This is a genomic window from Ruegeria sp. YTSC003 (assembly GCF_059609785.1).
The window spans coordinates 94,950-116,319 of record NZ_JBXWMK010000011.1; the positions used below are offsets into that span (position 1 = coordinate 94,950).

At 57.6% G+C, this 21,370-nt stretch carries 19 protein-coding genes; 8 read left to right on the forward strand and 11 right to left on the reverse strand.

What is annotated here, in order from left to right:
* Positions 1-39 precede the first annotated feature (39 nt).
* The 5 genes from dnaN to mutM form a co-directional block, all read right to left on the reverse strand.
* Positions 40-1,161, reverse strand: coding sequence for a DNA polymerase III subunit beta (gene dnaN / locus AC2FFH_RS18585; RefSeq protein WP_496769684.1), 1,122 nt, complete (start codon positions 1,159-1,161; stop codon positions 40-42).
* A 228-nt stretch (positions 1,162-1,389) separates the two neighbouring features.
* Positions 1,390-2,775, reverse strand: a complete 1,386-nt coding sequence (gene dnaA, locus AC2FFH_RS18590; RefSeq protein ID WP_496726659.1) for a chromosomal replication initiator protein DnaA — start codon at positions 2,773-2,775, stop codon at positions 1,390-1,392.
* A 540-nt stretch (positions 2,776-3,315) separates the two neighbouring features.
* Positions 3,316-3,579, reverse strand: a complete 264-nt coding sequence (gene rpsT / locus AC2FFH_RS18595; protein ID WP_496726660.1) for a 30S ribosomal protein S20 — start codon at positions 3,577-3,579, stop codon at positions 3,316-3,318.
* A 232-nt stretch (positions 3,580-3,811) separates the two neighbouring features.
* The gene (gene acuK / locus AC2FFH_RS18600; protein ID WP_496726661.1) at positions 3,812-4,588 is read right to left on the reverse strand and encodes an acryloyl-CoA hydratase; all 777 of its coding nucleotides are present in this window, start codon (positions 4,586-4,588) and stop codon (positions 3,812-3,814) included.
* Between the two features lie 66 nt (positions 4,589-4,654).
* Positions 4,655-5,506 carry a bifunctional DNA-formamidopyrimidine glycosylase/DNA-(apurinic or apyrimidinic site) lyase gene (mutM, locus tag AC2FFH_RS18605; RefSeq protein WP_496769682.1) on the reverse strand — a complete coding sequence of 284 codons (852 nt, stop codon included), beginning with the start codon at positions 5,504-5,506 and terminating at the stop codon, positions 4,655-4,657.
* 86 nt (positions 5,507-5,592) lie between these two features.
* Here mutM and ubiE point away from each other — a divergent pair, with 86 nt between their 5' ends.
* Both ubiE and ubiB read left to right on the forward strand, forming a co-directional pair.
* A complete protein-coding gene (gene ubiE, locus AC2FFH_RS18610) occupies positions 5,593-6,345 on the forward strand; it encodes a bifunctional demethylmenaquinone methyltransferase/2-methoxy-6-polyprenyl-1,4-benzoquinol methylase UbiE (protein WP_058272973.1) in 753 nt (250 codons plus the stop codon).
* Complete coding sequence (gene ubiB, locus AC2FFH_RS18615; protein WP_496769679.1) at positions 6,345-7,874, forward strand: 2-polyprenylphenol 6-hydroxylase; 1,530 nt, start codon at positions 6,345-6,347, stop codon at positions 7,872-7,874. The genes ubiE and ubiB overlap by 1 nt, the downstream gene beginning before the upstream one ends.
* Positions 7,875-7,969: 95 nt before the next feature.
* On the opposite strand, the gene AC2FFH_RS18620 is transcribed toward ubiB, so the two are convergent.
* On the reverse strand, positions 7,970-9,145 hold the full coding sequence (locus AC2FFH_RS18620) for an acetyl-CoA C-acyltransferase family protein (protein ID WP_496769677.1): 1,176 nt from the start codon (positions 9,143-9,145) through the stop codon (positions 7,970-7,972).
* Positions 9,146-9,263: 118 nt separating this feature from the next.
* On the opposite strand from AC2FFH_RS18620, the gene AC2FFH_RS18625 reads away from it, so the two are divergent.
* The 6 genes from AC2FFH_RS18625 to AC2FFH_RS18650 all read left to right on the forward strand — a co-directional run bounded on the left by AC2FFH_RS18625 (position 9,264) and on the right by AC2FFH_RS18650 (position 15,478).
* Complete coding sequence (locus AC2FFH_RS18625) at positions 9,264-9,827, forward strand: helix-turn-helix domain-containing protein (RefSeq protein ID WP_496769675.1); 564 nt, start codon at positions 9,264-9,266, stop codon at positions 9,825-9,827.
* Positions 9,828-9,936: 109 nt separating this feature from the next.
* Positions 9,937-11,121 carry a glycine C-acetyltransferase gene (locus AC2FFH_RS18630; protein WP_496845063.1) on the forward strand — a complete coding sequence of 395 codons (1,185 nt, stop codon included), beginning with the start codon at positions 9,937-9,939 and terminating at the stop codon, positions 11,119-11,121.
* 14 nt (positions 11,122-11,135) lie between these two features.
* Positions 11,136-12,164, forward strand: a complete 1,029-nt coding sequence (tdh, locus tag AC2FFH_RS18635; protein WP_496845088.1) for an L-threonine 3-dehydrogenase — start codon at positions 11,136-11,138, stop codon at positions 12,162-12,164.
* 45 nt (positions 12,165-12,209) lie between these two features.
* Positions 12,210-13,106, forward strand: coding sequence for a tryptophan 2,3-dioxygenase (locus AC2FFH_RS18640; protein WP_496845064.1), 897 nt, complete (start codon positions 12,210-12,212; stop codon positions 13,104-13,106).
* A 3-nt stretch (positions 13,107-13,109) separates the two neighbouring features.
* Complete coding sequence (locus tag AC2FFH_RS18645) at positions 13,110-13,937, forward strand: alpha/beta hydrolase (protein WP_496845065.1); 828 nt, start codon at positions 13,110-13,112, stop codon at positions 13,935-13,937.
* A 182-nt stretch (positions 13,938-14,119) separates the two neighbouring features.
* Positions 14,120-15,478 (forward strand): tetratricopeptide repeat protein, encoded by a 1,359-nt coding sequence (locus tag AC2FFH_RS18650; RefSeq protein WP_496845066.1) that lies wholly within the window; start codon positions 14,120-14,122, stop codon positions 15,476-15,478.
* A 221-nt stretch (positions 15,479-15,699) separates the two neighbouring features.
* On the opposite strand, the gene infB is transcribed toward AC2FFH_RS18650, so the two are convergent.
* From infB to AC2FFH_RS18675, 5 genes are all read right to left on the reverse strand, one after another.
* Positions 15,700-18,183: a translation initiation factor IF-2 gene (infB, locus tag AC2FFH_RS18655; protein WP_496845067.1), complete on the reverse strand. Its 2,484-nt coding sequence runs from the start codon at positions 18,181-18,183 to the stop codon at positions 15,700-15,702.
* An 8-nt stretch (positions 18,184-18,191) separates the two neighbouring features.
* Positions 18,192-18,815 (reverse strand): RNA-binding protein, encoded by a 624-nt coding sequence (locus tag AC2FFH_RS18660; RefSeq protein ID WP_496769665.1) that lies wholly within the window; start codon positions 18,813-18,815, stop codon positions 18,192-18,194.
* A 22-nt stretch (positions 18,816-18,837) separates the two neighbouring features.
* A complete protein-coding gene (nusA, locus tag AC2FFH_RS18665; RefSeq protein ID WP_058276512.1) occupies positions 18,838-20,445 on the reverse strand; it encodes a transcription termination factor NusA in 1,608 nt (535 codons plus the stop codon).
* Complete coding sequence (rimP, locus tag AC2FFH_RS18670; protein WP_058276577.1) at positions 20,445-21,035, reverse strand: ribosome maturation factor RimP; 591 nt, start codon at positions 21,033-21,035, stop codon at positions 20,445-20,447. Before rimP ends, nusA begins: the two co-directional genes overlap by 1 nt.
* 164 nt (positions 21,036-21,199) lie before the next feature.
* Positions 21,200-21,370 (reverse strand): hypothetical protein, encoded by a 171-nt coding sequence (locus AC2FFH_RS18675; protein WP_496726673.1) that lies wholly within the window; start codon positions 21,368-21,370, stop codon positions 21,200-21,202.

A 21,370-nucleotide genomic window follows, 5' to 3' on the forward strand; every position in this document is an offset into this window, starting at 1 on the left:
CAAAAATACTCCCGCCGGAGGCATCGCACGTCCGTGCGATCAGACGCGCATCGGCATGACGACGTACACGGCGCTCTGGTCACCGCCCTCGCGCATCAGGGTCGGGTCGGCGGCTGAATTGAACAGGAAAACGGCGTTCTCACGATCCACCTGCGAAGCGATTTCCAGCAGGTATTTTGCGTTGAACCCGATCTCCAGGCGCTCATCACCATAAGCGACTGCCAGTTCTTCCTCGGCCGCGCCGCTGTCTGGCGCGTTGACCGACAGCACCAGCTTATCGGTATCCAGCTGCAGCTTTACGGCACGAGACCGTTCGGACGAAACTGTCGCAACCCGGTCCACAGCCTGTGCGAACTCGGCCGCGTCAACTTCCAGCTGGCGTGTATTGCCCTGCGGAATAACGCGTGTGTAATCCGGGAACGTGCCGTCGATCACTTTTGAGGTCAGCGTGATATCCGGGGTTGCAAATCGCACCTTCGTTTCGCTGACCGACACAGCGATATCCATCTCATCGTCGTCCAGAAGCTTGCGCAGTTCGCCCACGGTTTTGCGCGGTACGATCACACCGGGCATGTCTGCAGCGCCATCGGGCAGATCCGCATCGATGCGCGCCAGTCGGTGGCCATCGGTGGCCACACAGCGCAGCACCTTGCCGCCATCGGATCCGTCGGCCACATGCATATAAACGCCGTTCAGATAGTAACGCGTCTCTTCGGTCGAGATGGCAAATTTCGACTTATCGAACAACCGGCGCAGCAAGGCTGCCGAGGCCGTAAAGTTCGACTGGTATTCCGAGGACGCCATCACCGGGAAATCTTCCTTCGGCAGCGTCGCCAATGAGAAATTCGACCGGCCTGCTTCAACCGTCAGACGACCTGCGGCGCTGTCGGCGGTCAGTGTCACCAACGCGCCATCCGGAAGCTTGCGCACGATCTCATGCAAAGTCGTTGCGGCGACCGTTGTAGCCCCGGCTTTTTCGACCTGCGCAGGCGCCTTGTCGACAACTTCGATATCCAGATCGGTCGCCCGGAACATCGCCTGATCGCCTTCGGCTTCGATCAAAACGTTGGCAAGTATGGGAATGGTGTTGCGGCGTTCGACAACAGATTGGGCCTGGGAAACGGCCTTGAGAAGGGTGCCGCGTTCGATGCTGATCTTCATACCCTTAATTCCTCTGACTTGCGTGCCGAAATAGGCGGGACTGGCACGTTAGCGGTTCCGCCCTGAGGCACAAGGATTTTTTATGGATTTCTCGGTCGGATTGCCCAAAGCGTCAAGGGCCGCGTGGCCCAGCAGGCACAGTTCATTTCCATCCGTGGAAAATAGCGCACAAGAAAACGCCCCGGGCGTGAGGGTCCGGGGCGTTTCTAACGTGATATGGGTAGGAGCTCAGGCTTCCAGTGCGCGCCGCAGCATTTCCACATCTTCGGCAATCTGGCCGTCTGTGGTTTTCAGCTCTTCGATGCGTTTTACGCCGTGCATGACAGTCGTGTGGTCACGTCCTCCGAACCGGCGGCCGATTTCCGGCAGCGACCGGCTGGTCAGTCGCTTGCACAGATACATCGCAACCTGACGCGGGCGGGCATAAGACCGCAGGCGTTTAGGCCCAATGATGTCGGACAGGCGGATGTTGTAATAGTCTGACACTTTACGCTGAATCTCTTCGACAGTGATCTTGCGCTCGGATGCGCGCAGCACATCGGCCAGGCAGTCCTGCGTCAGCTCCATGTCGATCTCGCGCCCCACCAACGAGGCAAAAGCGAACAGACGGGTCAGAGCGCCTTCCAGCACGCGAACATTGGTTGAGATCCGGTGCGCCAGGAACTCCAGGACGCCATCGGCAATTGTCAGGTCGGGATATGTGCTGCTGTATTGCTGCACCTTGTTTTGCAGGATGCCCAGTCGCAGCTCATAGTCGGTTGGGTGCAAATCGACCACCAGACCACATTGCAGACGCGATTTCACCCGATCCTCAAGGTCTTTGATCTCACCCGGGGCGCGGTCGGCCGAGATGATGATCTGCTTGTTCTGGTCTACCAGCGCATTGAATGTGTGAAAAAACTCTTCCTGTGTCGAATCTTTGCCGGCGATAAACTGCACATCGTCCACCATCAACACGTCAACCGACCGGAACAGATGTTTGAAGTCCATCATCCGGCGTTCGCGCAAGGCCTGCACAAAGCGGTACATGAACTGTTCCGCCGACAAATAGAGCACGTTCAACTCGGGGTGCTTTGTTTTCAGCTCCCATGCAATAGCGTGCATCAGGTGCGTCTTACCCAGACCAACGCCACCGTAAAGAACCAGCGGGTTGAAGGTCACAGGACCACCTTCAGACACACGACGCGCCGCGGCATGGGCCAGTTCGTTGGGTTTGCCAACGACAAAACTGTCGAAGGTAAAGCGGGAATCCAGCGGCGCGGCCTGCAAGGACTCAAATGCCCCATTCGCGGCTTCCATCTGCGGCGCAACAGGTGCATCCCGCACAACTGTCGGCTCGGATTCGGCCTCTGCCTTAGGGCGCGCCGGTGAGTTGGCAGCGACGCGAAAGGTCAGTCGTTGAACCGTTTCCCCTGCGGTGTTCATCTCATACAATATGAGATCCGCAAAGTTCTGACTGACATAGTTGCCCATGAAATTTGTCGGCACGGAAAACACCGCTACACCGTCCTGCAGCTCTTGGAATTCAAGAGGTTCGATCCAGGTCGTGTAGTTGTTTTTTCCGATGGCCTTGAGCAACTTGTTACGTAGTAGTCCCCATTTCTCTTGTGTCATTAAGCGCCTCACGCATCCCATTCTTTATTGGCCTGTCGGCCTTATTGCTATTTTCCGGTTGCCCGGATTAAGCTTTCACACGCAAAAGGGTAACCAACGCCAAACCGCAGAAGTTTGGCGGGTGTGTTTTGGAAAGTCCGCACATCCCTATTTTCCGGCGCTCCATACCCGGAACGCCTTAAAAACAGGGTTGCGCAACGCAATCTCATATTCGACAGGGCTTGGTTCCCTGGTGACCCAAGGACCGCAGCAGATTAGCAAACCAGTTGCCAACATTCGTTCCTGACCGTCCTGATGCCCGTCAGTCTAGTCGTTGGAACAGCCTGTCCCCCCAAGCGAGTGAATCGCTGTAACAGTGGTAGCAAGAGGCCAAGGCATCCGGCAACGAAACTCTGATATTGACTCGTATCTTTCGCCGAAAGAATCTCTCGGGTTTGTGAAGGCGCGGCTTTCCGGCAACAGCAAAAAAAAAGCGCCGCAGGACGCGGCGCATTTTCTATCATTTCACCTTGTTTGGTTGACCCGAGGTCAACCCAGATCTTAGCCCAGCGCTTTTACACGAGCCGACAGACGCGACATTTTACGCGACGCGGTGTTCTTGTGGAAAACGCCTTTTGTGACGCCGCGCATCAGTTCAGGCTGAGCTGCGCGCAGTGCTGCGGTTGCAGCGTCCTTGTCACCGGATGCGATCGCTTCTTCTACCTTACGCAGGAAGGTGCGGATGCGCGAACGACGTGCTTTGTTGATTGCGAAACGGCTCTCGTTCTGACGAGCGCGTTTTTTTGCTTGGGGCGAATTAGCCATGTGTGTCTCTGACCTTTGGTTCGGTACGTTGTCTAGGGTTGCGCGCCACGGAATATCCGCACCGGATCAGAAATCACGAGTGTGAGTCGGGCCAAGCGGGCCGCACGCGCATGTATAGCGGCGGTTACTATCCAAGTTGGCCGGGTTTGCCAAGCCGATTCTTTTGATGCGGATAGCTGGTATGAAAAAGGCGGGCAAAGGCCCGCCGGTTTCGATTTGATCAGGGCACCGATTACTTGTCGCGGAATTGCGCGGCGCGTTTTTCCAGGAACGCGGCCATGCCTTCCTTCTGATCCTCGGTCGCGAACATCGAATGGAACACACGGCGTTCGAACAGCATGCCTTCGCTCAGCGGCAGCTCATAGCTGCGGTTTACCGATTCCTTGGCTGCCATTGCGGTCAACTGCGATTTTTCGGCGATCTTCTGGGCTGCGCCCATCGCCTCATCCATCAGTTTCTTGGCGGGAACAACACGACTGACAAGACCAGCGCGTTCGGCTTCTTCTGCGTCCATGAAACGGCCGGTCAGGTTCATGTCCATGGATTTGGACTTGCCGACAAACCGCGTCAGGCGCTGGCTGCCCCCAAGCCCGGCAATGACGCCAAGATTGATCTCGGGCTGGCCGAATTTGGCAGTGTCCGCTGCGATGATGAAATCGCACAGCATCGCCAGTTCGCACCCTCCGCCCAACGCATATCCGGCAACGGCTGCAATGATTGGCTTACGGATCGCGCACACGCGGTCGTTCAGAGCACCAAACAGGTTCGAGCTGTAGACATCGACAAAGCTCATCTCGGACATCTCCTTGATGTCCGCGCCTGCCGCGAACGCCTTGTCCGACCCGGTGATGACGATGCAGCGCACTTTGTCGTTGCTATCCGCATCTTCCAATGCGGTGCACAATTCTTGCGCCAGCTGTGAGTTCAGCGCATTCAGCGCATCGGGCCTGTCGAGCTTGATAAGGGCGACGTGGTCTTCGATTTCGACGATGATCGTCTCAAAAGCCATGAGATGAGAGTTTCCGGTTGTTCCGTTCAGGTACGATTCCTTACCACGCGAATTCGCTGGATCAAGCTATCTTTGGCATTGCGTACAATAGAAGGATGAGCGACCGGACTGGGTGATTCTCTTGATCGGGGTACCACAACCTTCGGTCCGGCAGGGTTCGCCCTCGCGCCCATAGACGTCAAAGCTGTGCTGAAAATATCCAAGTTCTCCATCGGCTTGGCGGAAATCGCGCAGGGAAGATCCACCTGCTTCGATGGCGTCCTGCAATACCTTCCGGATGATTGGAACAAGTGCAGCGACTCGGGTCGCAGAAATTTGACCGGCTTTGCGACGTGGCGACACACGACCGCGATAAAGCGCCTCGCAAACATAGATATTACCCAGTCCGGCAACGATTCCCTGATCCAAAAGTGCAGATTTGATCGGAGTGTTCTTTCCCCGAAACGCATCGATCAGATGTTGTTCGTGAAAATCATTACCCAAAGGTTCCGGCCCGAGGACAGACAGCAGCTTGTGATCGTCCGCAGTTGCTGTCTGCAACAGGTCCATCGCACCAAACCGGCGCGGATCGTTGAACGTGACACGTGCGCCATTGGCCATGTGAAAGACCACATGGTCATGTTTTTGGATCACCGGATGTTCATGCGCGAATTGCCCCAGCGGATCGCCAGATACGGTCATCCGGCCTGACATGCCCAAATGAATCAGCAGGGTTTCACCGCTGCTGAGATCGGCAAGAATGTATTTCGACCGTCGACGCAATCGCTGAACCGTCTGCCCCGTCAACCGCTCGGCCATCCGCTCAGGGAAAGGCCAGCGCAGATCAGGACGATTCACATCTGCCCGGTCGATCGCCACGCCTTCCATCGCTGGGCTCAGGCCGCGTCTTACTGTCTCGACCTCAGGCAATTCCGGCATTACACGGCTCCTATTCCAAAGGGCCGCATTGTGCCCCGGTTCCAGAGCCCTATAACAGAGGCGAAATTCGAAAAACGGCAAGGCAAATGTCCGACAACAGCGACAAGACCACTCATTTTGGGTTCGAAACCGTGCGTGAGGCTGAAAAGGCCGGGCGTGTGCAGGGCGTGTTCAACTCGGTCGCCTCGAAATATGACGTGATGAACGATGTCATGTCGATGGGCATTCACCGGGTCTGGAAAGACGCGATGATGGACTGGCTTGCTCCGCGCCCAGGCCAGCGCCTGCTCGACGTGGCGGGCGGCACCGGTGACATCTCGTTTCGATTCCTGAAACGCGCAGGCTATGGCCATGCCACCGTTCTGGATCTAACCGAACCCATGCTGGTCGAAGGCCGCCAACGTGCCGAGGCCGACCAGATGGCAGACAGCCTGAATTGGGTGGTTGGTGATGCCATGGCTCTGCCCTTCGACGACAACACATTTGACGTCTACACGATTTCTTTCGGCATCCGGAACGTGACCCGCCCCCAAGAGGCCCTGAACGAGGCGTTTCGCGTTCTCAAACCCGGCGGCCGCCTGATGGTGTTGGAGTTCAGCCAATTGCCCAATGACGGGCTGCAAAAGCTCTATGACCTTTACAGTTTCAACGTCATCCCGCGCATGGGCAAGCTGATCGCCAATGATTACGACAGCTATCAATATCTGGTCGAATCGATCCGCAATTTCCCGGATCAGGAAACATTTCTGGGCATGGTCCGCGCGGCCGGATTTGAAAATGCCAAGTACCGCAACCTGAGCATGGGCATCGCCGCGCTGCATTCCGGCTGGAAAATCTGATGCGCGGACCACACAACATCATTCGCCTGATCCGCACAGGCGCCACTCTTGAGCGCACAGGCGCCATGAACGTTGTGCTGGACGCGTTCGAGGCTCCGCGCGCAATCCGGTTTCTGGCGCATGCTTTGGGAAAACCGTTCCAATGGTTGGGTTACAAAGGCGATCCTGACATGCCCCCCGCCACAAGGGCGCTGACGGCGCTTGGACCGGCATACATCAAGTTTGGTCAGGTACTGTCGACCCGTCCCGATGTGGTCGGGGATGAGTTGGCCGAACAATTGCGCGTGCTGCAGGACAAGCTGCCCCCGTTCTCTAAAGCCGAAGCCATGGCTGAGGTTGAAAAGGAACTGGGCCAGCCGGTTTCCGAAGTGTTCAGCGAGTTCAGTGAACCCATCGCCGCGGCCTCGATTGCTCAGGTCCACAAGGCCAAGCTGGTTAGCACCGGTGAAGACGTCGCCGTCAAAGTTCTGCGCCCAAACATCGAACGCGCCTTCCGCAAGGATGTAGACGCATTTTATTTCGCCGCACGCATCGTGCAGCTATTCGCCCCCGGTGCACGCCGCCTGCGTCCGATGGAGGTGATCGAACATTTCGACGGCGTGGTCCGCGGTGAGCTCGACCTGCGGCTGGAAAGCGCAGCCGCGTCGGAATATGCGGCCAACACCAAGAACGACACAGGCTTCTGGCTGCCCCCGGTCGTCTGGTCCCTGTCTGCCCGCCGGGTGATGACGCTCAGCTGGGCCGACGGCGTTCCGCTGGGCGACAACATCGCGCTGGATGCTGCGGGGCACGACCGCGGCGATCTGGCGGAACGTGTGCTGCGCCTGTTCCTGTTGCACGCGCTGCGTGACGGTTTTTTCCACGCTGACATGCATCAGGGCAACCTGAAGGTCGCGGCAAATGGGGACATCATTGCCTACGACTATGGCATCATGGGTCATATCGACGAATATACCCGCCGGGTTTATGCCGAGATTCTCTTTGGCTTTATTCGCCGCGACTACAAGCGCGTGGCCGAAGTGCATTTCGAAGCTGGCTATGTCCCTGCCGACAGGGACGTCGACGAGTTTGCCCGCGCCCTGCGCGCGGTCGGAGAGCCTATCTTTGGCATGGATGCCACTCATATTTCGATGGGACGCCTACTGAATTACCTGTTCGAGGTGACAGAACGGTTCGGCATGGAAACCCGCACGGAACTGATCCTGCTGCAACGGACAATGGTGGTCGTCGAAGGCGTGGCGCGGTCACTGGACTCGCGCATCAACATCTGGGAAGTCGCGCGCCCGGTTGTCGAAGATTACATCAAGCAATCCATCGGTCCCCGCGCAGCACTACGGGATTTTGGCAAAACCGCCATGGTGCTGGCCCGCTTTGGCCCGCGCCTGCCCGCTTTGGTGGAAAATGCGCTGATCGCGCAGACGCAAAAGGACGACACTAAAAACAAAGGCCTATCGGCGGCCATTCTTCCAGCAACCATCGGCGCCGCTGCTGGCGCCGCAATTGTCCTGATCCTGACAGCCTTCACCTAAGGCATATCCGTCAGCTTCATCTGGCCAAAATATCCTCGGGGCGAATCGCGCAAGCGCGATGGGGGGCAGACAGCCCCCCCTCTGCCCGATCCGGATCAGATCCGCTCGAAGGCAATGGCGATACCCTGTCCGCCACCAATGCACATCGTGACCAGGCCCTTCGATCCGCCGATGCGTTCCAGCTCGTACAACGCCTTAAGGGTGATGATCGCGCCTGTAGCGCCCACCGGGTGCCCCAAAGCAATCGCCCCCCCGTTCGGATTCACCTTGGCTGCATCCAGCCCCAGTTCTTTGTTTACGGCCAAGGCTTGCGACGCGAAGGCCTCGTTGCTTTCGATCACATCGAAATCCTCGATCGACAGGCCCGTACGCGCCAACAGGTTCTGTACAGCCGGAACCGGTCCGATCCCCATAACCTCGGGACGGACACCAGCGTGACCGTATCCCAGAATGCGCGCCTTGGGTTTCAGACCCGCTTTCTCAGCTGCTTCAGCCGTAGCCAGAACCATCGCGGCGGCACCGTCGTTGATGCCGGACGCGTTTCCAGCCGTCACCCGACCGTCCTTCTTGAACGCCGGGCGCAGTCCTGCCAGCGCCTCGGCCGAGGTCTGCTTGGGGTGTTCGTCGACCGTGAAATCGACCATGTCGCGTTTGACTTTGACCTGAACCGGCGCGATTTGGCTTTCAAAATAGCCAGCCCCAATCGCAGTCGCAGCCCGCGCCTGGCTGGCTAGGGCAAATTCGTCCATTTGCTCACGCGTGATCTGATGTTCATCCGCCACGTTCTCGGCTGTCACACCCATATGACCGGTGCCAAAGGGACAATTCAGGGCACCCAGCATCATATCGAGCGATTTAACATCCCCCATTTTCGCACCCCAGCGCGCCTGAGGAACGATGTAGGGGCTGCGCGACATGCTTTCGGCACCTCCAGCCACGGCAAATTCTGCATCACCCAACATCAGAGACTGCACAGCGGACACAATCGCCTGCGCTCCCGACCCGCACAGGCGGTTCACATTCATCGCAGGTGTTTCGTTCGGAATGCCCGCTTGTTTTGCAGCGGCGCGCGACAAGTACATATCGCGTGGCTCGGTGTTGATCACGTGGCCAAAAACAACGCTGCCGATCTGGGTCGGTTCGACCCCTGAACGTTCCATCGCCGCTTCCGTCACCACGGTCGCAAGATCAATCGGCGCGGTTGATGCCAGCGCCCCGCCAAACGTACCAATCGCGGTGCGGGCACCATCAAGAATCACGATGTCTTTCATGTCTCTACTCCTCCGGAATTTGACGGAATTATGCATCTGCGGCATCAGGCTGTCCTATGGAACGTACCGTCACAAGCAGAATTGACATATGACGGACAAACGCGCATGAGATTCCGTCATGACGGAAAACCCAGATGATATCCTGACACGCCTGCCCGCACGCCTGAAAGAGGCCCGCCGTGCCAAGGGCTTGTCGCTTGAAGCCGTGGCAAACCTCAGCGGCGTCTCCCGATCCATGGTCAGCCAGATCGAGCGCGGCGAAAGCAGCCCGACGATCTCGACCTTGTGGAACCTGACCCGCGCATTACAGGTGGATTTCGCGGGTCTTCTGGAGGAAGCGAACAGCGCGAACCAGATCGAAGTCCTCAGGAAATCCGAGGTGCCCAGCATCGACAACATGGGCCAAAACTGTCGGATTCGCATTCTTTCACCGCCCGAGGAAGCAGGTGGTCACGAGGTCTACGATATTGAGTTTGACAAAGGCGGCGCACTAAACAGCCAGCCCCACGCCCGTGGAGCCAGAGAACAGTTGACCGTGCTGGAAGGTGCCGTTCGTGTGACCTCCGGTACGGCTGTCAGTGATCTACAGAAGGGTGATACCGCACGCTATGCGGCGGATGTCGTGCATTCGATTGTTGCTAACGGGGCAGCGCGGGTTTTCCTGATCGTTAAAAACGCCTGACACCTGCAAAATCCGTATTCACGGAAATTTTTCCCGTATACTGTAATTCCCCTATTTGGGAATTATGTCCGCTATGTTAGATATGCGACTCAGATAAACGGAGACCGCCATGGCAGATGCATTCTTGTCCCATATTACGGACACCCTTGCGCAGATCGAATCTGAGGGTCTGTATAAGCGCGAACGAATGATCACCTCGCCTCAGGGCGGTGAGATTACGGTGGGCGACCGGAAGGTCATCAACCTGTGCGCCAACAATTATCTAGGTCTGGCCGATCATCCTGCTTTGATCGAGGCCGCCAAAGGCGCGATGGAACCCAAGGGGTTCGGCATGGCTTCGGTCCGCTTCATCTGCGGTACGCAGGACATTCACCGTGAGTTGGAACAGAAGCTGGCCAAGTTCCTGAACAAGGACGATTCGATCCTGTTTGCCGCTTGTTTCGATGCCAATGGCGGCCTGTTTGAGCCTTTGTTAGGGCCTGAAGACGCCATCATCTCGGACAGTTTGAACCACGCCTCGATCATCGACGGTGTGCGGTTGTGCAAGGCGAAGCGCTATCGGTACATGAACAATGACATGAACGATCTTGAAGCTTGGTTGAAACAGGCGCGCGAGGATGGCGCGCGACATATCATGATCGCCACCGATGGCGTGTTCTCAATGGATGGCTATCTGGCCAACCTGCCAAAAATCCGAGAGCTAGCTGATAAGTACGACGCCATGGTCATGGTGGATGACTGCCACGCCACAGGCTTTATGGGGCCGAACGGCGCGGGCACACCGGATCACTTCGGCGTCGATGTGGACATTCTGACGGGAACCTTGGGCAAGGCACTTGGGGGGGCTATCGGCGGTTACATCGCCGGGCCACAGCCAGTGATCGACCTGCTGCGGCAGCGGGCGCGGCCCTATCTGTTCTCAAACTCGCTGCCACCCTCCATCGTCGCCGCCGGATTGGAAGCAATCCGCTTGGTCGAAGAGGGCGACATGCTGCGCGCGCAACTGTTCGGCAACGCGAAGTACTGGCGCGCGGGGTTGGATAAACTGGGCTTCGACCTGCTGCCCGGTGAACACCCGATCATCCCGGTCATGCTGGGCGAGGCGCAACTGGCGCAAGATATGGCGTCGCGCCTGTTCGACGAAGGCGTCTATGTCTCTGGCTTTTTCTTCCCTGTGGTCCCACGTGGTCAGGCACGGATTAGAACACAGATGAATGCGGCTCTAACAAAGGACGAATTGGACCGTGCGCTGTCCGCCTTTGGCAAGGTCGGCAAAGAATTGGGAGTGATCTGATGCGCCCCAACACAATGAAAGCTTTGGAGAAATCCAAACCTGAGGAAGGTCTGTGGATGGTGCAGGCCCCGGTGCCCGAAATTGACGCGGACGAGGTTCTGATCCGCATCAACAAGACCGGCATTTGCGGGACAGATATCCATATCTGGAACTGGGATGACTGGGCTGCGGCCACAGTGCCAATCCCGATGATCACGGGCCATGAATTCGCGGGCGAGATTGTTGAGATAGGGCGTAATGTAACCGGACTTGAGATTGGCCAGCGCTGTTCTGGCGAAGGGCATCTGATCACCACCGACAGTCGCCAAAGCCGAGCAGGCAAGTTCCATCTGGATCCCGGTACACGCGGCATCGGTGTAAACGAACAGGGGGCTTTTGCCCAATACCTGAAACTTCCTGCCTTCAACGTGGTGCCCTTGCCTGAAGACGTACCTGACGAGATCGGAGCCATCCTCGACCCGCTGGGCAACGCGGTTCACACGGCGCTCAGCTTCGACCTCCTGGGCGAAGACGTTCTGATCACGGGTGCAGGCCCTATCGGTATCATGGCCGCCGCTGTTGCGCGGCATGCAGGCGCGCGGCATGTGGTGATCACCGATATCAACCCGGATCGTCTAAAGCTGGCCGAACACGTCGTGCCCACCGTGCGGTCCGTGGATGTCAGCATGGAAGACCTGCAAGACGTCATAACCGAGCTTGGTATGCAGCAGGGGTTTGACGTTGGCCTAGAGATGTCAGGCTCGCAAGCCGCACTGGACCAGATGGTCGAGGCACTGGTGATGGGCGGAAAAATCGCCTTGCTGGGCATTCCCCCCGGAAAATCCCCGGTGGATTGGAGCCGTATCGTCTTCAAGGCCATCACCATCAAAGGTGTTTATGGGCGCGAAATGTTCGAAACCTGGTACAAGATGATCGCCATGTTGCAGAACGGTCTGGATGTCAGCAGGGTCATCACACACCAGATGAAGGTCGACGATTTCGCCGCAGGTTTTGACGCAATGAAATCCGGCCAATCCGGCAAAGTGGTTCTGGACTGGACTTAACGCTCTGGAATTGCGCGAGATCAGACCCTAAACAGGGGTGAAATCATGCGTTTGGAGGAGCAAATGGGCGACAAGGACCGGTATCTGGAACGCGGGATCGAGGACACTCTGGTCACCGATTTCGCGGAAACCCATCGCAAGAGCTATGGCGACTTCCTGCAGCTCAAGACCTTGTTGAATCTGCAAAAAACGTTTCAGGACCCTGCGCAGCCGGATGAAATGCTGTTCATCATCATCCACCAGGTCAGCGAACTATGGCTGAAACTGATGCACCACCAACTGGTCGAGGTGCGCCGGTTCCTGCAACAGGATGAATTCGGGCCTGCGATGAAGAACCTCGACCGGGTCAAGGCGATTCAGCGCCAGCTGATCTCGGCTTGGGAGACGTTGCTGACCATGACGCCGGCCGACTACATGACCTTTCGCGAGGCGTTGGGCAGTTCTTCGGGCTTTCAAAGTTACGGCTATCGTCAGATCGAGTTCATTCTAGGCAACAAGGATGCCTCGACGCTGAAGGTTCACGCACATGATCCCGAAGTGATGGCGATGCTAGACGCCGCACTGACCAAGCCGTCCTTGTATGACGAAGTGCTGCTTATGTTGTCCCGTCAGGGTTTCGATGTGCCCGATGATTTACTGAACCGGGACTATGCGCAGCCTTATTCCGGTGACAACCGCGTGGTGAAGATTTGGGGGGAGGTGTTCCGCGATACGGACAAATATTGGGACCTTTACGCGCTGGCCGAAAAGCTGATGGATGTTGAATCCCTTTTCCAACGTTGGCGCTTTGACCATGTCACGGCTGTGGAACGTGTCATCGGCAACCAACCCGGCACGGGTGGATCCAGCGGCGTGTCCTTTCTGCGCAAGGCCCTGGATTTACGCTTCTTCCACGACCTCTACGATGTGCGCACCGAATTGATGTATGCGGGGCAGGAGTAGGCGATGCTGTATCGAGGGTTCTCTCAGGACGAACTGGAGCGTGAATACTCTCCCAGTTCGATGATCGGTGGCGATCTGACGCCTTATCTGGACAGCTACACCGCACTCAGCGCGCAGCACCGGACAAGGATGGAGGTGCGGGAAAACCTTGCCTATGGCGATTCGCCGGCGCAAGTGCTGGATTTCTTTCCCGCGAAAGGATCAGGCGCGCCTCTGCACGTCTTTGTTCACGGCGGATATTGGCAAGCGCTCAGCCAGCGCGAATCGGCGATGATGGCCCCCGCACTGATTGAGGCCGAGCAATCCTTTGCCACATTGAACTACACGCTGGCCCCGGATGCGCGACTGGAACAGATGGTCAACGAATGCCGCGATGCCCTGCTTTGGCTGGCAGAGAACGCGTTCAATTTGGGCTTTGATCCGTCGCGGATCACCCTATCGGGACACAGTGCAGGCGCGCATCTGGTGGCCATGGTCATGGCGACCTCGGCGGATGCGTTGGCCCGCGCGGGATTGCGCGTGCGCGATGTTATTCTGATCAGCGGCGTCTATGATCTGGAACCGATCAGCCTGACGTCCGTAAACGATCCGCTGCAACTGACTCCGGTCGAGATACATGATCTGTCCCCCATCCTGCACCTGCCCGCCCCCGGCCCGCGCTACCACGTGGCCGTGGCCGAACGAGACACGCCCGAATTTGTCCGCCAGAGCCGAGATTATGCTGAATTGCTGCGCAAAGCCGGACATTCGGTCAGTTTCGACCTGAAAAAGGGGATGCAGCATTTCGATATTATCATGCATCCGGGGACGTTTTTAGCGGGGTCGAAATAGGCAAGGGCCATTTGCTGCGACGCCATGAACGTCTTGTTCGAGCGCATTTTAACCGATGCTGCACTTTGGACAAACGTCCGATGGCGAGACGCTTCAAACAAATTGCCTTAATTCAGCCATACATTCCGCGCATCAGTACACAAAAGGCTGCATTTCTAATAAAAAACTGATGCCCATACAAAATGATTTTGCGTAATAGAATTCGGTTGCTCGCCATTATTGTGGCTGCGTCTGGAGTTGGGTTGATCGTCTACAAACCATTCAAAACTATGGTGTTTGAGCGCGTCGATTCCACGCTGGCTGCTTGCAAGAGCGCCCGCCATACGGACAAGCAGGTCGAAATCTGCGCCGAGGCGCTGGCTGCGCACGACAAGGCGATTTCGAAATACCCAACTGACGATCACATTGATCATACTTGGCGGGACCAAGCGTGGCTCAAAGGGATTATGGGTGATTACGCGGGTTCCATGTCGGATATCAACAAAGCTCTAGAGCTCAATCCGAACTCGGCTTGGGCTTGGTATTGGCGAGGACGACTGAGCATGCCGGCTGGGAATTTGGAATCCGCGATTTCTGACTACCGGCAGGCTCTGGTATTAGACCCTCTTTATTGCGCACCAAGCCGGAGACTTGGGTATATGACGTGGGTGATCTGGAAGGTTGGGGGGCGTGACCCTTCGGCACTGGACAAGATCCTAAAAAGAGAACAAGGCAAGAGTCCCAACAACCCGAATATGGCTTTCGTAAACCATTTGGCCAACTATGCGGATGGACCGCAAGCGGGGGCGCTGAATGCGCTGGACTTGTTGATACAATCAACTGATCGTCCCGAGTACCTGATGCTGTTGCGCGCAAGACAGAACATGCAGATTGAGCAATACGAGGCAGCGTTAGAGGAGCTGTCGTATGTGACACAAGGCCCGGAACTCTACGAGCAATTAGGTGAGGGATTCAGAGCGCAAATATCTGAATTAAGGGCCGCCGGAAACGAATGTGCGGCTGACGTGTTGATTGGGAACAATTCAAACTTCTCTTCTGTTTACAGCGATGGGTTGCGACTAAAAGTGGACGCTCAAATGGAAGTGGAGGATTGGATGGGCGCCTTAACTTCAGTGGACCGGCTGATCGCCTATAGGCCGCAAAGGCATATGCCTTGGACTACGAAAGGCGAGATTCTCGAACAGTTAGATCGTTTGGAGGAAGCAGAGGCGAGCTACAAGGAAGCTATCCGTTTGGCGCGGCCAGAAAACTACGATGCAGGCCATGCAACTTCCCCACCGTTCATTGAAGCGCTGTTTCGCCTTGCCGCCATCTATGAGGAAAAAGGCAGGTTGGTTGAAGCGCAGGTTATATGGGATGAAGCCTTGGCGGTAGCCGACAACAGTGTGATCTGGGATATTCAAGAATTAATGAAGAATGCAGGTCACTTTGCGGGTGACAGGACCGATGTTTACGATCCGCAAACCAAAGCTGCGGTACACGCCTGCTTGAAGGATGCCGCCTGCAAATGGGAGAGTATCGGGGGGCTACAGTTACGTTAGCGCACGCTATCGCGCTTCGCCGAAAAGTGACAAAGCGTCATTCGCAGACTTGTGATAAAGGGCCGCTTTGCCCGCAAAGCGGACGTGCAGTTATTGTACTCTTGAGGATAGAGCAGGATTAAATGATGCGTGTTTCTGACTGGATTCGGAAAGCCTTAGGCAAAACATAGAAAAACGGCGACCCTTTGGGTCGCCGCTAACTGTTTCAGCGCATAGCAAAATCAATCCAGCGTACGCGTAACCTCTTCGCGTTCGAAGATTTCAATCACGTCGCCTGCACGGATATCGTCGTAGTTCTCGAACGCCATACCGCATTCCTGACCCGACTGGACCTCGGCCACTTCGTCCTTGAAGCGTTTCAGCGTCTTCAGCGTGCCTTCGTGGATCACCACGTTGTCGCGCAGCAGGCGGACACCTGCGGAACGACGCGCCACGCCTTCGGTGACCAGACAGCCAGCAACTTTGCCGACGCCTGTAACCTTGAAGACTTCGCGGATCTCGGCGTAACCGATGAACTTTTCGCGAATCTCGGCGCTCAGCAGGCCGGATGCGGCGGCTTTCACGTCGTCCACAAGGTCATAGATTACCGAGTAGTAGCGGATTTCCACGCCCTTCTGGTTCGCGGTGTTCCGCGCCGACGCATTGGCACGCACGTTGAAGCCCAGGATCGGCGCACCGGATGCTTCGGCCAGGCCGACATCGGTTTCGGTAATCGCACCTACGCCCGAGTGCAGCACGCGCACGCGCACCTCGTCGTTGCCGATTTTTTCCATCGCCTGAACGATGGCCTCAGCCGAGCCCTGAACGTCTGCTTTCATCAGAATTGGCAGTTCGTTGACGTTCTCGTCTTCCTTGGCTTTCTGCATCAGCTGCTCAAGGGTCGTTGCGGCGCCAGCGGCCGCACGTTTGTCCTTGGCGGCCTGTTCGCGGTATTCCGCGATCTCGCGAGCCTGTGCTTCGGTCTCGGTCACGTTCAGAACGTCGCCCGCTTCAGGCGTGCCGTTCAGACCCAGTACCTCGACAGGAACCGAGGGGCCAGCTTCCTTGACGCGTTCACCCTTGTCATTAATCAGCGCACGGACTTTACCGTATTGCTCACCCACGACGAAGATATCGCCCTGACGCAGCGTGCCGTTCTGAACCAGAACAGTGGCGACCGGGCCGCGACCCACGTCCAGCTGCGCCTCGATCACGGCACCTTGGGCGGCGCGATTCGGGTTGGCTTTCAGCTCCAGAATCTCGGATTGCAGCGCGATGGCTTCTAGCAGTTCATCCAGACCCTGACCGGTGATGGCAGAGACTTCAACGTCCTGAACTTCACCCGACATTTTCTCGACGATGACTTCGTGCTGCAGCAGATCGGTGCGCACCTTGTCCGGGTTCGCGCCCGGCTTGTCGACCTTGTTGATCGCCACGATCATCGGCACTCCGGCCGCTTTTGCGTGGTTGATCGCTTCGACCGTCTGCGGCATCACCGCGTCATCGGCGGCAACAACCAGAACCACGATATCCGTGACCTGAGCACCGCGCGAGCGCATCGAAGTAAAGGCCGCGTGGCCCGGCGTATCCAGGAAAGACAGCGTGGTGCCGCTATCGGTTGTCACCTGATAGGCACCGATGTGCTGAGTGATGCCACCCGCTTCGCCTGCCACAACCCGCGCATCGCGGATCGCATCCAGCAGCGAGGTTTTGCCGTGGTCAACGTGACCCATGATGGTGATGACCGGCGGACGCGGTTTCAGATCGGCTTCGTCGTCCTCGACCTCTTTGATGACGTCCTCGACATCCGAATCAGAGACGCGAGTCACTTTGTGACCGAATTCTTCGATGATCAGCTCGGCTGTATCGGCGTCAATGGTCTGGTTCTGCGTGACCATCATGCCCATGTTCATGAGCGATTTGACAACATCAGCCACACGCTCGGCCATACGGTTGGCCAGCTCGGACACCGTGATCGCCTCGGGCAGCTGCACGTCGCGGATTACCTTTTCGCGCTCGACCGTGCCACCCATGGCTTTCTGACGCGCCCGCTCCTGCTTACGCTTCATCGCCGCCATAGAGCGGTGCCGATTACCTTCGCCGCCCGTTGCCTGACCCAGTGTCAGCTTGCCGGACCGGCGGTTGTCATCACGGCCTTTGCCACGATTTCCGCGCTGTTCACGCTCGCGATCGTTTTTCCGCGGCGTTGCAGCCGGAGCAGGCTTGTTGGCTGGGCTGCGCGGAGCGGCCGCCTTGGGCTCTGCCGGAGCAGCCGGAGCAGCTGCGCGTTGGGCCGCAATTTCAGCCTCTTTGCGCTTGCGTTCTTCTTCTTCGGCCTTGGCGCGTGCGCGTTCTTCGGCCTCACGCTGTTCGCGTTCCTTGGCCTCTTGCTCCGCGCGGCGACGGGCGCGTTCTTCTTCACGCGCCTTTTCCGCTGCCTCTCGGGCGGCGGCCTCTTCGACCTCGCGGGCTTTGGCAGCCTGCAGCGCCTTCATCCGGCGGGCCATCTCCGCATCGGAAATCCCGGCAGGGCGGCGCGACGGATCACCCGAGGGCGTTGCTCCGCCACCCGGCTTGCCGGCACCCGGCTTGGGAACCACCACGCGCTTGCGTTTGGTTTCCACCACGACATTCTTGGTACGTCCGTGGCTGAAACTCTGTTTCACATTTCCGGGGCGTGCCCCGCCACGAAGACCCAATGTCTTTTTGCCGTCATTATCGCTCATAAAGCTTCTTACCCTTCCGCGCGGCCCCTGCCGCCGTCATCCGTTTCGCGCAAGCCACGCAGGCGCTGCGCTTCCTCTACAACACGTTTGGCGAGTCCGCCAGAGGCGAGCGCCGCATGAATCACGGTTTGGCGCCCAAATGCCTGTCCCAGCTCGTCCGCCGTCAGCCAGCCGATGTATGTTCCGAAGTGCGGCGTGCTCAGTTTCGACTTGCCGCGCCCCGATCCATCAGAGGCTTGTATCAGTATCTGGGCCTCTTCCCGGTCCAGCCACGTCTTGACCTTTTCGTAACCGGCGATCGCATCACCGGATTTACGCGCAAGGCTCACCAACTCGATCACACGGCGCGCAATCTGACGTTCAACTTCATCCGCGAGATCGTTAGGCACGCTGACTTGTGCCTTGAAACCACGTGCAAACAACTTTTTGCCCACGGCCTTGTCCAACGCGCTTCGATCCGCCGCGACATAGACACCGCGCCCCGGCAGTTTCGCCGCGACATCCGGAAAGACCTGACCATCCGGCCCCGTCACAAAGCGGATCAACCCATATTTAGGTTGAACCTCGCCCGTGGCGATGCACTTGCGTTCAGGTCCTTCGGACCGATCCTTATGGACGCCACCGCGACCCATTTGCGCCACCCGAAGCCTGAGATCAGGCCTCGGCCTCCTCTTCGGTAACTTCTTCTTCGGCCTGCTCCAACTCAGCAGGATCGACCCAGCCCAGCATGATCCGAGCTGTCATGACCAGATCCTGCGCCTCTTCCAGCGTTACTCCGAAAGGTTCCAGAACACCGTCATCTTTGATTCGCTGGCCGTCGACCGTGGTCCAACCACCGGCCAGTTCCCAGTCAGCGCAGGTGGCGAAGTCTTCCAGGTTCTTCACATCGTCCTTGGCCAGCGCCTCAACCATCTGGGGTGTCAGGCCTTCGAATTCAATGAGACTGTCTTCGGCACCCAACGCGCGGGCACTTTCCAACGCAGCCTTGGCCTGTGCTTCCAGATATTCGCGCGCCCGTGTTTGCAGCTCTTGCGCGGTGCCTTCGTCAACGCCGTCGATCACCAGCAGTTCTTCGATTTCCACATAGGCTACCTCTTCGAGGTTGGTGAAGCCTTCGGACACCAGCAACTGGGCAAAGAACTCATCCAGATCCAGGCTGTCCATGAACAGCTGGGTGCGGGCTTCGAATTCTTTCTGACGACGCGCCGATTCTTCGGCCTCGGTCATGATATCGATATCCAGATTGGTCAGCTGGCTGGCCAGACGCACGTTCTGACCGCGGCGACCGATGGCCAGCGAAAGCTGTTCCTCGGGAACCACAACCTCGATTTTGCCGGCTTCTTCATCCAGAACCACCTTGGAAACCTCAGCAGGCTGCAGCGCGTTCACCAGGAAGGTCGGCTGATCTTCGTTCCACGGGATGATGTCGATCTTTTCACCCTGCAGCTCGTTTACAACGGCCTGCACGCGGCTGCCGCGCATACCAACGCAAGCACCAACAGGATCGATCGAACCGTCATAGGAAATCACGGCGATCTTGGCGCGCGAACCGGGGTCACGGGCAACAGCTTTGACCTCGATGATGCCGTCATAGATTTCCGGCACTTCCATCTTGAACAGCTCGGCCATGAATTCCGGCGCGGTGCGCGACAGGAAGATCTGGTGTCCACGAACTTCGCGACGCACTTCCTTGATATAGGCACGCACACGGTCATTCGGACGATAGCTTTCGCGACCGATCTTGTCATTGCGGCGTAGAACGGCCTCAGCACCGCCCAGATCGACGATGACATTGCCAAACTCTTCGCGCTTGACCGCACCGTTGATGATGGTGCCTGCACGATCCTTGAAATCCTCGTACTGACGGTCACGCTCGGCTTCGCGAACCTTCTGCAGGATCACCTGCTTTGCGGATTGTGCCGCGATACGGCCCATTTCAACCGGCGGCACTTCTTCGACGAAGACGTCACCAACCGAAGGCGTTTCCATATACTGCTTGGCCTGCTCGACGGTCATCTCGGCCTGATAGTTTTCCAGCTCTTCATCCTCGACCACGGTGCGGACGCGGGTGAATGTCGCTTTACCGGTCTTGCGATCGATGCTGACGCGGATGTCCATCTCGGCGCCGTAACGGCTCTTGGCGGCGCGGGCGAGCGATTCTTCCATCGCTTCGACAACCAGACCGGGGTCGATCATCTTTTCGCGGGCCACGGCCTCGGCGGTCTGCAGCAGCTCCAGCTGGTTGGCTGAGGTGATTGCCATCAGTTCGTCTCCTCTTCGGACCCTTCGGTCTCAATCTCGTCGAAAGCGTTTTCGTTCAGGGCACCGGCGTCTTTGCGCTGGCGCAGCATTTCCTTGATCAGGTCATCGGTCAGGACCAGCTTGGCATCGCTTAGCCAGTCGAATTGCAGTCCGATGGTGATCGTCTCGTCCCCCTCGGCGAGATTGATCAAGACCTCATCTCCCTCGATCCCGGCCAGCTCACCCTTAAAACGGCGGCGCCCGTCGATCAGTTCGGCGGTTTCGATCTTGGCCTCATATCCTTCGAACGCCTCAAAATCCTTAAGACGGGTCAAGGGGCGGTCGATGCCGGGGCTGGACACTTCCAGCGCATAGGCGTCAAGGATCGGATCCTCGACATCCAACGTGGCGCTGACCGCGTTCGAAATCTCGGCGCAATCATCCACTTCGATACCGCCATCAGGCTTGTCAGCCATGATCTGCAGCGTGGTTTGTTTGCCGCTCATCAGGCGAATACGCACAAGCTCATACCCCAGATCCTCGATCACGGGGGTGATGATCTCGGCCAGTCGCCGGTCGATGGCTGCTTTGGCTATCAGGTCATTTGTCATCTGGTACTCTACCCTGTCAGTCGGGCACAAAAAAACGGGCGCGCGGCCCGTCGATCTTTTCCGGTGGAGCCCCGGACCGAAGCCCGACGCGCCGCTGTTAACGGCCATATAGCCAAGCGACTGCAAGATTGCAAGCCCAAGCGCCCGGATGGGCAATCACAATATCAGTCTGACAGAATCCACTCGCCATTTTCACACAGGTAAGGACCAACGCGGTCCCCGTCTTCGTAGACTTCGCCGTCAAACAGGCATTGACGTCCCTGGGCATGTGCCACGCCTGACAGAGCGACGGTCACAAGTGCAATAGTGGCAGCGAGAACAGCAAGTTTATTCAT

Excerpts from the sequence above, each read along its gene's own strand:
- dnaN (WP_496769684.1), bottom strand. The coding sequence starts at position 1,161 with ATGAAGATCAGCATCGAACGCGGCACCCTTCTCAAGGCCGTTTCCCAG.
- dnaA (WP_496726659.1), bottom strand. The coding sequence starts at position 2,775 with ATGACACAAGAGAAATGGGGACTACTACGTAACAAGTTGCTCAAGGCC.
- rpsT (WP_496726660.1), bottom strand. The coding sequence starts at position 3,579 with ATGGCTAATTCGCCCCAAGCAAAAAAACGCGCTCGTCAGAACGAGAGC.
- acuK (WP_496726661.1), bottom strand. The coding sequence starts at position 4,588 with ATGGCTTTTGAGACGATCATCGTCGAAATCGAAGACCACGTCGCCCTT.
- mutM (WP_496769682.1), bottom strand. The coding sequence starts at position 5,506 with ATGCCGGAATTGCCTGAGGTCGAGACAGTAAGACGCGGCCTGAGCCCA.
- ubiE (WP_058272973.1), top strand. The coding sequence starts at position 5,593 with ATGTCCGACAACAGCGACAAGACCACTCATTTTGGGTTCGAAACCGTG.
- ubiB (WP_496769679.1), top strand. The coding sequence starts at position 6,345 with ATGCGCGGACCACACAACATCATTCGCCTGATCCGCACAGGCGCCACT.
- AC2FFH_RS18620 (WP_496769677.1), bottom strand. The coding sequence starts at position 9,145 with ATGAAAGACATCGTGATTCTTGATGGTGCCCGCACCGCGATTGGTACG.
- AC2FFH_RS18625 (WP_496769675.1), top strand. The coding sequence starts at position 9,264 with ATGACGGAAAACCCAGATGATATCCTGACACGCCTGCCCGCACGCCTG.
- AC2FFH_RS18630 (WP_496845063.1), top strand. The coding sequence starts at position 9,937 with ATGGCAGATGCATTCTTGTCCCATATTACGGACACCCTTGCGCAGATC.
- tdh (WP_496845088.1), top strand. The coding sequence starts at position 11,136 with ATGAAAGCTTTGGAGAAATCCAAACCTGAGGAAGGTCTGTGGATGGTG.
- AC2FFH_RS18640 (WP_496845064.1), top strand. The coding sequence starts at position 12,210 with ATGCGTTTGGAGGAGCAAATGGGCGACAAGGACCGGTATCTGGAACGC.
- AC2FFH_RS18645 (WP_496845065.1), top strand. The coding sequence starts at position 13,110 with ATGCTGTATCGAGGGTTCTCTCAGGACGAACTGGAGCGTGAATACTCT.
- AC2FFH_RS18650 (WP_496845066.1), top strand. The coding sequence starts at position 14,120 with ATGATTTTGCGTAATAGAATTCGGTTGCTCGCCATTATTGTGGCTGCG.
- infB (WP_496845067.1), bottom strand. The coding sequence starts at position 18,183 with ATGAGCGATAATGACGGCAAAAAGACATTGGGTCTTCGTGGCGGGGCA.
- AC2FFH_RS18660 (WP_496769665.1), bottom strand. The coding sequence starts at position 18,815 with ATGGGTCGCGGTGGCGTCCATAAGGATCGGTCCGAAGGACCTGAACGC.
- nusA (WP_058276512.1), bottom strand. The coding sequence starts at position 20,445 with ATGGCAATCACCTCAGCCAACCAGCTGGAGCTGCTGCAGACCGCCGAG.
- rimP (WP_058276577.1), bottom strand. The coding sequence starts at position 21,035 with ATGACAAATGACCTGATAGCCAAAGCAGCCATCGACCGGCGACTGGCC.
- AC2FFH_RS18675 (WP_496726673.1), bottom strand. The coding sequence starts at position 21,370 with ATGAATAAACTTGCTGTTCTCGCTGCCACTATTGCACTTGTGACCGTC.